The organism is Mesorhizobium sp. WSM4898 (assembly GCF_029625845.1).
GTDB lineage: Bacteria > Pseudomonadota > Alphaproteobacteria > Rhizobiales > Rhizobiaceae > Mesorhizobium.
The window spans coordinates 397,268-409,992 of sequence record NZ_JARTVQ010000003.1 but is presented as its reverse complement, the minus strand read 5'-3'; the positions used below and the strand labels follow the sequence as shown (position 1 = coordinate 409,992).

9 protein-coding genes are annotated in these 12,725 nt (G+C 62.3%); 6 read left to right on the top strand and 3 right to left on the bottom strand.

The window, feature by feature from the left end:
- Positions 1-28 precede the first annotated feature (28 nt).
- Complete coding sequence (locus P9228_RS16665) at positions 29-733, top strand: TIGR02281 family clan AA aspartic protease (RefSeq protein WP_127324421.1); 705 nt, start codon at positions 29-31, stop codon at positions 731-733.
- A 72-nt stretch (positions 734-805) separates the two neighbouring features.
- Here P9228_RS16665 and dusA read toward each other — a convergent pair whose 3' ends face one another.
- The gene (gene dusA, locus P9228_RS16660) at positions 806-1,804 is read right to left on the bottom strand and encodes a tRNA dihydrouridine(20/20a) synthase DusA (RefSeq protein WP_278054383.1); all 999 of its coding nucleotides are present in this window, start codon (positions 1,802-1,804) and stop codon (positions 806-808) included.
- A gap of 429 nt (positions 1,805-2,233) precedes the next feature.
- On the opposite strand from dusA, the gene P9228_RS16655 reads away from it, so the two are divergent.
- The 3 genes from P9228_RS16655 to P9228_RS16645 are packed head-to-tail and all read left to right on the top strand — an operon-like array spanning position 2,234 to position 4,383.
- Positions 2,234-3,295, top strand: a complete 1,062-nt coding sequence (locus tag P9228_RS16655; protein ID WP_066992717.1) for a glycosyltransferase family 2 protein — start codon at positions 2,234-2,236, stop codon at positions 3,293-3,295.
- Positions 3,270-3,962: a class I SAM-dependent methyltransferase gene (locus tag P9228_RS16650; RefSeq protein WP_278054382.1), complete on the top strand. Its 693-nt coding sequence runs from the start codon at positions 3,270-3,272 to the stop codon at positions 3,960-3,962. Before P9228_RS16655 ends, P9228_RS16650 begins: the two co-directional genes overlap by 26 nt.
- A complete protein-coding gene (locus P9228_RS16645) occupies positions 3,940-4,383 on the top strand; it encodes a GtrA family protein (RefSeq protein WP_127241036.1) in 444 nt (147 codons plus the stop codon). Before P9228_RS16650 ends, P9228_RS16645 begins: the two co-directional genes overlap by 23 nt.
- A 3-nt stretch (positions 4,384-4,386) precedes the next feature.
- On the opposite strand, the gene P9228_RS16640 is transcribed toward P9228_RS16645, so the two are convergent.
- Entirely contained in the window at positions 4,387-5,010 is a 624-nt protein-coding gene (locus P9228_RS16640; protein WP_245322431.1) for a hypothetical protein, read from the bottom strand.
- The gene (locus P9228_RS16635) at positions 4,997-6,160 is read right to left on the bottom strand and encodes a hypothetical protein (RefSeq protein WP_278054379.1); all 1,164 of its coding nucleotides are present in this window, start codon (positions 6,158-6,160) and stop codon (positions 4,997-4,999) included. The genes P9228_RS16640 and P9228_RS16635 overlap by 14 nt, the downstream gene beginning before the upstream one ends.
- A gap of 1,055 nt (positions 6,161-7,215) precedes the next feature.
- Here P9228_RS16635 and P9228_RS16630 point away from each other — a divergent pair.
- Positions 7,216-10,809: a DUF5801 repeats-in-toxin domain-containing protein gene (locus tag P9228_RS16630; protein WP_278054378.1), complete on the top strand. Its 3,594-nt coding sequence runs from the start codon at positions 7,216-7,218 to the stop codon at positions 10,807-10,809.
- A 74-nt stretch (positions 10,810-10,883) separates the two neighbouring features.
- On the top strand, positions 10,884-12,629 hold the full coding sequence (locus tag P9228_RS16625) for a type I secretion system permease/ATPase (protein WP_245322438.1): 1,746 nt from the start codon (positions 10,884-10,886) through the stop codon (positions 12,627-12,629).
- Positions 12,630-12,725 lie beyond the last annotated feature (96 nt).

Sequence of the window (12,725 nt, the reverse complement as noted above, 5' to 3'; positions counted from 1 at the left end):
AAGAGCTGGCTGTAAGGAAGGGCTGGCCATGAATCGTCTGTTCTGGGTCGTCATGCTGGTGATCGGCGCCGGCTTGATCCTGCTGATGATGAATGATTCCGCCGGCCGCACCTTCGGCATCAAGAACAACGATTTCAGCAGGCTGATCTGGGTTGGAGTCCTGGTGGCGGTAATCGGCGCCAGCCTTATTCGCTCTGGCCGGCCGCTCGGTGACATGGCGCGCAACTTCGGCGTCTGGGCGGCAATCGTGCTGGCGCTGATCGCCGGCTACCAGTACCGCTACGAGCTGCAGGATGTTGTCAGCCGCGTCACCGCCGGCCTTGTTCCGGGAAGCCCCTTGGCGCTTGGCGTCGATAGTGGCCGTGCCACCGTGACGCTCGACAAGGCCGGCAATGGCCATTTCGAGGCGCGAATCCTCGTCAACGGCAGGCCGGTGCGCACGGTGGTCGACACCGGCGCGACCAGCACGGTGCTGACGGCGGAGGACGCCCAGGCGGCCGGCTTCAACCCAGCGGCGCTCAGCTACACCGTGGACGTCTCGACTGCCAACGGCATGGCGCGTGCGGCAACGGTCAGGACCGACGAGATGGCGATCGGCGGCATCGTGCGCAAGGATATGCCGGTGATGGTCGCGGCGCCCGGCATGCTCGAGCAAAGCCTGCTCGGCATGAACTTCATCGGCTCGCTGTCGGGCTTCGAGGTGCGCGGTGACCGGATGATCCTGCGCGACTAGATTTCCCGATTGCGTCCAAAACAAACAGATGGAGCGGTTCGCCGGTGAAACGCTCTAGCCGCCCGATCCGCCTCAAGCGGCTTCGGTTTCCGCCGCCACGAAATCTATTGCCGCGAACGCCGTCTTCAGCACCTCTGGCCCGGCGCCGGGTCTGCTGGCGTCGGTGGACAAAATCTGCCGGTAGCGGCGCGCGCCCGGGAGACCGTGGAACAGCCCGACCATATGGCGCGTGACATGGCCGAGCCGTCCGCCCTTCTCGATGTGGCGCGCGGCGTAAGCGGCCATGGCGTCCATCAGGGCCGCATAGTCGAAAGCGACCGGCGCCTCGCCGTAAAATGTGGCATCGATCCCGGTGAGGATGCCGGGCGTATGATAGGCCGAGCGGCCGAGCATGGCGCCGTCGACATAAGCGAGGTGCGCCTCTGCCTGGTCAAGGGATTGAATGCCGCCGTTGATGCCGATGAATTGGTTGGCCATCCTGGCCTTGAGCCGATAGACGCGCGGATAGTCGAGCGGCGGGATCTCGCGGTTTTCCTTGGGACTAAGCCCCTCCAGCCACGCCTTGCGGGCGTGCACCCAGAGCGCATCGGTGCCGGCCGTCAGCACGCCGTCTGCGAGCGTGTCGAGAGCGGGTTCGGGGTCCTGGTCATCGACGCCGATGCGGCATTTGACCGTGACGGGGATTGTCACCGCCGCCTTCATCGCCGCGATGCATTCGGCGACCAGCACCGGCGTCTTCATCAGGCAGGCGCCGAAAGTGCCCGACTGGACGCGGTCGGACGGACAGCCGACATTAAGATTGATTTCGTCGTAGCCGAACGCCTCGCCGATCACCGCCGCTTCGGCAAGCTTTCGCGGATCCGAACCGCCAAGCTGAAGCGCAACCGGATGCTCGGCACCGTCGAAGCCGAGCAGGCGCTCGCGTGCGCCATGGATGACGGCGTCCGCCACCACCATTTCCGTGTAGAGCAACGTGCGACGCGTCAGCTGACGGTGAAAGAACCGGCAATGTCGGTCCGTCCAGTCCATCATTGGTGCTATGGCTATTCTGAAATCTTGATACTTCGACATTTTTTTGTTGTTTCAAAAATGTTGGGCCACGTCGTGTGTGGTCTTTTCCCCCACGGGACGGGCCGTTTTTCCGGTTTCCGATGCGTCCGTGCACACGGGGCGCAGACGAATTGGACACCTTCCCTAAACTAAAATCCGGCTCTTGGAGAGCCCAGGTTCGTCACGGGGCATCTCACGAAAGATTTTTGCGCCGCAGGAACGCCGAGATCGGCGCACGATGCAGCGCCGCTCTTTCGCGATCCGGTGGGCGCTCCATCCGCCGGGCCTGAAAAAGATGGCCATCAAAATCCTCGATCCAAGGACTTCTGTCGGTACCCGGTTAGATTTCAACCGAACGTTGCGCGCCTTTTTTGGCGAGGAGCAGCGCCATTTCTTCCGCAATTAGCGCCTGCTTATGGAACTTTCTGGCCGGTGTTCCATTGCAATCGCATGCAAGAATCTGTCCAGCGGATCCGGACGCGAGCACCGTCCCTACGCTACTCATTAGTGCTGCCGATATACAATGAGGAGGAGGTGTTGCCCCGGCTGGTCGAGCGGATCAGCGCACTGACCGCAAAACTGGACGGAGACACCGAAGTCATCTTCGTCGACGACGGAAGCAGCGATCGAAGCGTGAGCTATTTGCGCGGCATGGTCGCCGCCGAACCGAGCTTCCGCCTGATCGAGCTCTCCCGCAACTTCGGCCACCAGATCGCCATCAGCGCCGGCATGGAAGCGGCCTCCGGCGAGGCCGTCATCGTCATGGACGCTGACCTGCAGGATCCGCCCGAGGTCGTTCTCGACCTGGTGGCGAAGTGGAAGGACGGCTTCGAAGTCGTCTACGCAAGGCGCGTCAGCCGCAAGGGCGAAACCTGGTTCAAGCGCTTTACCGCCAGCCTGTTCTATCGGCTACTGGAGAGGATGACACCGGTCGAGATCCCGCGCGATGTCGGCGACTTCCGCCTCGTCGGCCGGAAGGCGCTGGACACGTTCAAGCGCATGCCGGAGCACGACCGCTTCGTCAGGGGCATGTTCGGCTGGATGGGTTTCAAGCAGGCGGCGGTGCCGTTCGAGCGCCCGGCGCGGACGCTTGGCGAAACCAAATACCCGTTCTGGAAGATGATGCGGCTTGCCATCCATGGCATCATCGGCTTTTCGGAGCGGCCTCTGCAACTGGTGCTGTTGACCGGGTTGGCCATCTCCGCTCTCGCCCTGGCGTTCGGCGCTTACGCCATCGCGGCCTGGATCCTCGAAACCGGCGTGATTGCCGGCTGGACATCCACGGTGGTGATCGTGTCGCTGCTAATCGGCATCAATCTTTTCATGACCGGCGTGATGGGCCTTTACGTCGGCAGCATCCATGCCGAGGTCAAACGGCGCCCGCTCTACGTTATCGAAAGGCTGAGTGGCTTCGACCGGCCGATGCGCGTCGCCTCCCGCGACAAGCGCGCTTCGTTTCGCAAGTCCAGGAACGGGGTCACGGCGGATGTCCGAACTCTTCGACAGCTATAGGTCCAGCTACAGTGAGGCAGTCGAGGGCTCGATCCGGTTCTCCGGGCTGCGCCATGATTTCTTCCTGCGTGCCAAGGCCGAGCTTCTGCGACGACTGGTCCTCGAGCAGGACCTCCGGCGGGGCGGCGCAGGCGTGCGCGCGCTCGATGTCGGTTGCGGCGTGGGCTCGCTTCATCCGCATCTCGCCGATGTCTTCGATCGACTCGACGGCTGCGACGTGTCGAAGGAATCACTCGCGCGTGCCAGCGCTGAGAACCCGCACGTCGCGTACAGCGTGTGCAACACCTCACGCCTGCCTTACGCGGATGGCATGTTCGACCTGGCCTTCGCCAGTTGCGTCGTCCACCACGTGCCGCCTGCGTCGTGGCTGGATTTCTTCCGCGAGATGCGGCGCGTCGTTCGGCGAGGCGGACTTGGCTGCATCATCGAGCACAATCCCTACAACCCGCTGACCCGTATGGCGGTGTTGAGATGTCCGTTCGACAAGGACGCCGTCCTGCTTCGCGCTGGCAAGGCGGCATCGCTGCTTGAGCAGGCGGGCTTCCGCGACGTGCACTGCGAGCATTTTCTGCTCCTGCCGTCGGCCAAGCCGCTTGCCCGGAAACTGGAAGGCGCGCTCGCTTGGCTGCCGCTCGGAGCGCAGTATGCCTGTGTCGCCCGCGCCTGAGAATCGTCGCGTCGCCGGCACGAAGCTCCTAGGGCGCTTCGCTTCGGTCGGCCTTGTCGCCACAATCCTCTATGCCGTCCTGACTACAATCTTTGCCCGATCGAACTGGCTCGGGCTCGCGCCCGTCGAAGCCTCGCTCGCCGCTTACGCGGCCGCCGCCCTGTTTTCCTACCTGGCGCACAAATCCTTCACCTTCATGTCGGCCGGCTCGCACCGGTCGCAGGCGCCGCGTTTCGTGTTGCTGACCATTGCTGGCCTCGCTATGGCTTACGCGGCACCGTACCTGCTGACGGTGACATTCGGCCTGCCGCTTGCCGTTCCCGTTCTCCTCACTTCCTTGGCCATCCCAGCGCTTAACCTTCTTGTGCTCGATCGCTGGGTCTTTGCAGAGCGCCGCCTGCGCGATGACGGGCCCTCCTGAGGATCAAAGCGTGTCCAACCGAAAAGATCTCAGCTTGATGGCGCGGTTGTAAATGTTGCTCGCATCGGCGCTTTGCGGAATGCCGTCGGGATACTCGATGGCCATGTCCAGTGTCGCCTTGCCAGCCAGCACGGCGTGCGGAATGACGAAGGACACAGTTGTCGCCACATCGCCCGACAGCGTCCCCCGATACACCTCGGTCCCATTGGCCGACACGACGATCCTCTGCCAGGTCTGCGGCGGGCGAATAACGGCGGCCATTTCCAGCGTTGCCCGAAGCCCGTCGCGAAGCGGCGGCAGGGTAAGGCGCAGGCGAGAGCTCTCGCCCAGCGAATGGGTGCCGTCCGCTACTGGCCCCGACCAGCCGCAGACCATCATGGTGGTTGCTTCCCGGGCGCCGTCGGAGCGGAACGATACGGTCCGGCCTGGCGTGTAGCGCCCCACGGCGTCCCGGTTGAGGCATGTGGTGGTCTTGTCGATGTAATAGGCGCGGTAATCGTCGCTGACATTCGGGCTGAGGGCAAGCGCCAGGATGGCGATCTCGGCTGCCGCAAGTGCGCCCGCCAGCGCGTAGCCGGCACCCAGGATTACCGGCCTGGTCGATTCCGTCAGCTCAGACCAGCGCAAGATAGCCTCCAAGCCAGGCCACGGTCATGAAGTAGCAGGTGAAGAGGAAGACAATCAGCGCAGCGACCAATGTCGCCTTCGAGCCCGACAACAGCACCGCCGTCAGCATCGTCAGCGGCGCGAGGCCGACGACATAGCGGACCATCGAAGCCAGATTCGAGGTCAAAGGCAGGATGATGGCCATGGCACAGAACAGGGCCGCGCCAATTTGCCTGCGCGCCGCGAGCACCGCCGCCAGCGCCAGTCCCACGATTGCCGTCGACGCGCTCCATTGCGGCGCACTGGGCCACCAACCGGCCCCGGGGTGATAGGACAGCCCCGCCCAGAGGAACAGCAGCGGGTTGCCGGCCACGCGCCCGAACGCGCGCTGGACATGCACGAAGGCAAAGCCGTCCCCGACCGTGACGTAAAGGTAGAGCATGTAGGCGAACAGGCCGGCGGGCGAGATGAGTATGGCGATGATGAGATCCGGCCGGCCGAGCAGCCAGCGTGGGAAGCCGATGGCCGACCCGCCCTTGGCGCGATGCTCCTCAAACATGCGAATGACGATCGCGAACACGGCCAGCACGCCGACGACCCGCGTTGCCGAGAGCAGCGCGCAAGACAACCCCGCGGCGAGATGGTTCGAGCGTTTGAGCGCCAGGAAGAGGCAGGACGTCAAAAGCACGAAGAGCGGCTCGGTGAGGAAGGTGGCAAAATAAAACGAGAACGGGCCGCTCAGCAGGAAGGCGCAATAAAGCACATAGGCCCGCATGTTCCTGTCCATGAGCGACCATGCCACCAGGCACGAGACATAGCCGCACGCCAGCGATGCCGCCGTCGCAATCGCGATCGTGGAGAGGGGCAGAATCGTGCGGACCGCCGCCACCAGCATCGGATAAAGCGGAAAGAACCCCCAGCGCCCGACATTGCTGCGGCCAGGAATGGGAAAGCGCTCATAGCCCTGTTCGGAAATGCCGACATACCAGGAGCAATCCCATTTGCAGAAGGCGCGGGCATAGGCCGCTAGGCTCGGATCCGGCGACACCGATGCGAATGCGGCGTAGCGGATGACAAGACCGCTCAACAAAAACAGCAGCGGCACTGCCGCCACCGCGATCACCGTGAGGCGAATGCCGCTCTTCGCATGCGCCACATCTTCAACTGCCAAATCCGCCTCCAACCGTCCGGATGGCATCCGCGTCGGGGCCGGCGTCCCTGGCCAACACGCCTCGCCGTTCGACACTGCATACCTAAAGGGGCGGTGGGATTTTTAGTTCCGCTGCACGATATTCCGGCCGTCATGCATCCGGTGGACAATCTGCCGGTAGCGGCGCGCCGGCGATAGGCCATGGAAACAGTCCGAACATGTATATGGCGTGTGGCACAACCAGCGCCCACCATTCACGATCCGAACGCGCTGCGTAGCGGCCATCGCGTCCAGCACTGCCGCGTACTTAGCCGACGCCGAGGTTTGACTTCCGTCGCAACCGAACGCGTTGTGATCACCGTCGCTGCGACAAGCTTTCGCGGCTCCGAGCTTTATTGCTGCGCAACGGGATGCTCGGAATCCTCGAATCCAAGCAGGCCCGCCTCGCCCTGGATGACGCCGTCGCGACCACACTCGGTGTAGAGCGGCGCGCGGCGCGTCAGCTGACGGTGAAAGGACCGCGCGACCGCCCCCCGTCGCAAGCATTGGTTGCAAAGCCATTTTCAGATGTTTCCGCTCTACCTTCATCCAGATTCGGTAGATGCTGGCGACAACATTCTTCAAATAGTTGAAAAGAGCAGGGACAAAGGTCCCACACTCGGTTGGACCATTTTTGCTTCACAATTTTTCCAAAAAAGCAACAGTACGAGTTTAAGTTTCCACAAATAAGAGTAAACTTTTCGTGCTCATGTTCTGAGCGGGAGGCGTTACAGGCAGTCAATAGCCTGTTGAAGAGGGGCGGGTTGAGTATGCCCTTATCATCGATCCTTGGTGCCCGCTGTTGGTGGGTTACCGATGCGCATAGGACGCATCCGCCCAGAATTGCCTGACGGGGCAAGGAGCGGGGAAGCGGCGGTCCCCTCAACACCCTCTACCCCGGGTTAAGCCGATAACTCCAGTTTCGTTCAACGATGACGCGCGGCACCGGCTCCGCTGGTGGATGCGCGCCTATGCGGCCGGCTGCCAGCGTTGGGGCTGATTTCGCGCCTGTCGCATTGAAACCAGGGAGAGCTTCAATGGCACTCGACATCACTGCTCAAGACATCATCATCGACGAGACCACGGGTCTTCAGGGTGACGACATTAATCCCATCGGCAACAATGACCCCACTTTGGCCTATCTCCTAAGTCGCGACAGTTCGGGCGGACTGACCTCACCGGAGGTCGCCTTCCAATCCAACTTCGTGGTAGCCACGGCGAACGCAGGGGAAACCATCACCTCGGTCGTTCTTACCCAGAATTCCTCAGGAACGCCGTTTTCCACCACCGTTGGCGTCAACAGCGGCATTAGAACGGTGGATGGCAACTATGTTTGGCTGTTCCAGGACCCGACGCATTCAAACGTCGTGATCGGCGTCATCGGCACTTCCAGTGCGGCCACTATGCCCGCCGCGACCGGGGATCTCGCCTTCTCGTTTGGACTGGTCAGCACCAGCCCAACAAACGCAGATTTGTACCTAGTCCAGTATGTGCCGTTGCTCCATCCGGACGCGAACGACCCGAACGACCAGATCGATCTGCTCAACAAGGTGTACGCATCGGTCACCGGCACCACCGTGCTCAATTTCAGCCAGCTCGGCGACGCCCCTCCCGGACACAACAATTGGTATATCCTCGACGCCGACACGGCGAGCACACAGAAAATTCTGGTCACGGCTCACGACGGCACTACGCAGGCTGAAGTCAATGTCAGCACGCAAGGTCTGGGTGTCTCTTCTCAGGACGTGCGCTTCGGCCGTGAACTTCAGATCGACCTGATCAGTGGCGGCACCCAAAGTGCAGGCAAGAACTTTACCAACTCGCCGCTGGCTCCCAACTACACAGGCCACATCGAGAACGTCTCCGGCGCCGGTTTCTCGATTTCGCAGTCCACGCCTACTAACACAGTAGCTGACATCGAGGTCCACGCCTACAACAACGACGACAACGCAAAAGGCGCCGCGTTGCCGGGTGACGACAACGATACCGAGATCAATATCACCGGAGTAACGTTCAAGTTGAATGGCGTCGCCACGACGGCCTCTGCCCTTGGCATCACAGTTGATCTCAACGGCACCGGAATGATCCTCCACAACGTCGGCGAAGGCGTTACGGTTGATTTTACTACGGCGGGCGGCTCGGGCGGAACTTTTGACCGATTCACCATCAAGAATATCGACGGTGAGAAAGATTATTTCGACGTCAAAGAGGTGCATTTCGCTGGGAACGTTGCTAATGCCCACAACGAACAAGTCGGCTCCTTCATCAACTTCAACGACGACGGTCCAAGTATTTCAACGACAGGCACCGAACCGACACTGACTGTCGACGAGACGGTTCTTGGCACCAACGACACCAAGAGCTTCGCGGCGAACTTCAGCTCGGCCTTCGGTGCTGACGGGGCCGGCACGGTGACCTACGCACTCGGCTTTACTGCCGGTTCGACCGGACTTGTCGACACCGCGACCGGGCAAGCGGTCGTCCTCTCGCTGAATGGCGGCGTCATCCAAGGTCGAACCGCCACGAGCAACGACCTCGTGTTCACGGTCTCTGTCGATGCCTCGGGCAACGTCACCCTCGATCAGATCCGCGCGGTGGTCCATCCTACCAGCGACCCGGACGAGAGCACGACTCTGGCCGCCGACAATTTGATCAAACTGACCGCGACGGTTACCGACAAGGACGGCGACCACGCACCGGCCACCCTCGACATCGGCCAGAACCTCAACTTCAAGGACGACGGCCCGAGCATCTCGACGACCGGCACCGAGCCTACGCTCACTGTCGACGACACGGTTCTTACGACTAACGACACGAAGAGCTTTGCGGCGAACTTCAGCACGGCCTTCGGTGCCGACGGCGCAGGCACGGTCACCTACGCACTCGGCTTTACTGCTGGTTCGACCGGCCTTACCGACACCTTAACCGGTCAGGCCGTCGTCCTCTCGCTCAATGGCACTGTGATCGAAGGTCGCACCGCCACGAGCAATGACCTTGTCTTCACGGTCTCTGTTAGCGGCACCGGCAGCGTCACCCTGGATCAACTCCGGGCAGTGGTCCATCCGACCAGCGACCCGGACGAAAGCAAGACACTGGACGCGGATAACCTAGTTACGCTCACCGCGACCATCACCGACAAGGACGGTGATCATACATCGACCACACTCAACATCGGCCAAAACCTCACCTTCAAGGACGACGGCCCGACGATCACGGTGCCGTTCGACGGTGACGCATCCGGGGGTGGAAGCAATGGTACTCACGAGACCTTGGGCAACGCAGTCGGTCAAACGGCATCTGGTGCTTTTGGCTACGACATCGGTTCGGACGGCCGCCCGGCTTCCTATTACGACGCCACGCACTCGGACTTCGTCGACCAGGATGGCGTGCTTCGCGGCATCCAGCTCAGCCTTGATGGCAATCTCACCGGTCTTGTCCCTGGCACGCCGACCCCATTCATCAGCTCGTTCGCGACGCTACAGTCGGAAAGCGCCACCGAAGCTTCGTTCAATTGGCAAATCTCCTACGATAGCGACCCGAACACGGCCGGCAATCAGATGGCCACGGCGGGCGGTACCCTTGTCTTCAACAAGGACAGTGACACCTACACCATCACCTTGATCGACGCGGTGGAGGGCTTCACCAGGGACATCCTGCACACCAGTGAGCTTCTCTCCAAGCAGCCCACGAGCAATACCGGTCACCCGTTGATCGTGGTGGAGAAGCTCTTCGAGGCGGACAGCACACCCGAAACGACCGATCGGGACTTCTTCGTGCAGTTCACGGCGAACTCGGCAACTTCGAGCATCCCCTTAGGTCTCGGCGATGACGACGGCGCGCCGGTTGCTGGTGACAAGGTGTGGAACCCCGGCCAGTTCGTCACCAACAACAACGAAGACTGGGTTTCTGCAACCCAGACCACGAACGGGGTCGCTGGCGACACTATCCAGAAGGGCGAGGCACTGACGCTTCGGTTCTTCGACACCTCACCGGGTATCTCGACCGACAACGGTGCCAATCACGTCCCGACCCAGACGGCTAACGACATGGCCATCAAGTTTGACGGTATCGGCAACGAGGACCTGATGGTCATCGTTAATCTCGTGTCTACTGCCAACCCGGCGCTTACGACGACAAAGGCGATCTACATCTCGAACGCCGACATCTACAAGACGGGTCAGGTACCTTCCGCATACGCCGCCGACTTCCAGCTTGATAACAACGACGGCCTAGTGATCATAGAGCGAAACGACTACAACGGTGCCGGTGAGAACTGGGTGCTCCAAGGCGTCCAGATCATGCAGTCCGGCAACGGTCTGGTCGGGGCCGGTAGTGCGCCGGCCGGTACCAACGCCGCTCTCGGCGGTGCTACCGCGATCGACCTGAATAGCGCGGTCGGCGCGAATGGTGGCAGCCTTTCCGCCCCGTTGGTGATTTGGGACAACGACGTGGCCAAGGTGAACGGTGTGGATACAGCCGTCGCCGACAACGACGTCATCAAAATCGTGGACATCGGCTTCACCACGACGCAGACCACGACGCCGGACGCGCACCTCGACTTCGGCGTCCAAATCGCGGACGCGGACGGCGATATGACCACCGTCCAGCACATACTCGTCGACATCGCCTGACACAGAAGCAGCGGGGGCGGCCAAGTGCTGCCCCCGTTGGAACTCGGCAGTAAGGCATCGAAGGGGGTTCCGTGATGCAGCCAAGGCCGCAATTCCAGGAAGTGATGCGTCTGGCGCGCCGCCAGGCGCCGGCCCTTTTCCTCTTCAGCTTGCTAACCAATCTTCTTCTGCTTGCCAGCACCATCTACATGCTGCAGATCTATGACAGGGTGCTGTCGAGCGGCTCGATCGACACGCTGCTGTGGCTCACCCTTGCCGTCATCGGCGCCATTGCCGTCTATGGCCTCTTGGAACATGCCCGCCGGATGATGCTGGGGCATATCAGCCAATGGCTGGACGACCAGCTCAGCGTCCCGGTGATCGAACGCGCCATGGCGGCGCGCCTGGCCGGCAGCAACGTCGAAGCCGGCCTGAAGGACGTTAGCGATCTTCGCAGCTTCATTGCCGGCGACGGCATTCTGACCTTTCTCGACGCGCCATGGACGCCGGTATTCATGGCGTTCATGTGGTTTCTGCATCCGGCATTGGGGGTGCTCGGCCTTGCCGGCGCGGTGCTTCTGTTCTGCTGCGCTCTAGCCAACGATTTCCTCACTCGCCGCAAAAACCAGGAAGCAGCCGCAGGGTTGCGCCGCAGCCAGGCCGCCGTCGGTCAATTTGTCGATGGCGCCGAAACATTGCGCTCGCTCGGCATGTCCGAGCCGGCGCTGTTGCGCTGGGAGCAAAACCAGCAAGCTCTCACAGCTCTGCAGTCCCGCATTTTCCAGCGCACCACCGTCATCGGCAGCCTGTCGCGCTCCCTGCGCCTCGCCCTCCAGGTGGCCGTGCTGGGGCTCGGCGCCTATTTCGTCCTGCACCGCGAACTCACGGGCGGGTCGATGATTGCGGCTTCCATCCTGCTCAGCCGCGCGCTGGCGCCGATCGAACGCTCCATCGGCGCCTGGCGCAGCCTGGTCAACGCTCGGGCCGCGCGCCAGAACCTGATCAAGCTCTTTGCCGCCACCGGGTCGTCGCAGAACGTCGGCGTCACCTTGCCGCGCCCGCAAGGCCGGCTGAAGTTAGAGAACCTGCACTATTACGCGCCGGGAACCCCGCAGGCCCTGCTGAACGCGATAAGCTTCGGTGTCGAGCCCGGCCAGACCTGCGGCGTGATCGGCTCGTCCGGCTCCGGCAAGACCACGCTCTGCCGTCTCATCGTCGGCACGATGCGACCCTCGCTGGGCCATGTCAGGCTGGATGGTGCGGAGGTCTGGAATTGGCCGTCGAACGAGCTCGGCCAGCATATCGGCTACCTGCCGCAACAGGTCCAATTGTTCCCGGGAACAATCGCCGAGAACATCGCGCGCCTGCGCGACGTCGACAGCGAAGCCGTCATCGCCGCGGCCCAGCTCGCCGGCATTCACGAGATGATCTTGCGGCTGCCGAACGGCTATCGGACCGAGGTCGGACCGCACGGCGTTCGGATCTCGCGCGGTCAGCGGCAGCGCATCGCGCTGGCTCGGGCACTGTTCGGCGACCCGCCGCTGATCGTACTCGATGAGCCGAACACCGGCCTCGACGGCGAAGGAGAGGCGGCGCTGTTCAACGTGCTTCAGCAGTTGAAGGAGCGCGGCCGCACGGTCGTTATCGTCAGCCATCAGACCAGTCTTCTGCGCACGGCTGACAACATCGTCCTCCTCCGCGACGGATCGGTCATGATGCTCGGCACGCGCGACGAGGTGCTCGGCGCGCTGGCAGGCCAGCCCAGGCGCATTCCGATGCCGGGGGCCATGCGGGACAAGATTGCCGCCTTCGCGCCGGCAAACCTGAAAGCGGTGGAGTGAGCCATGGACTTCTCGACGCTTCTGAACGGGCTGGCGGACAGCCTGCGTGAGCTGACCGGCACGCTGAGCATCTTGGCCGGGGATCTGACCGCCGCG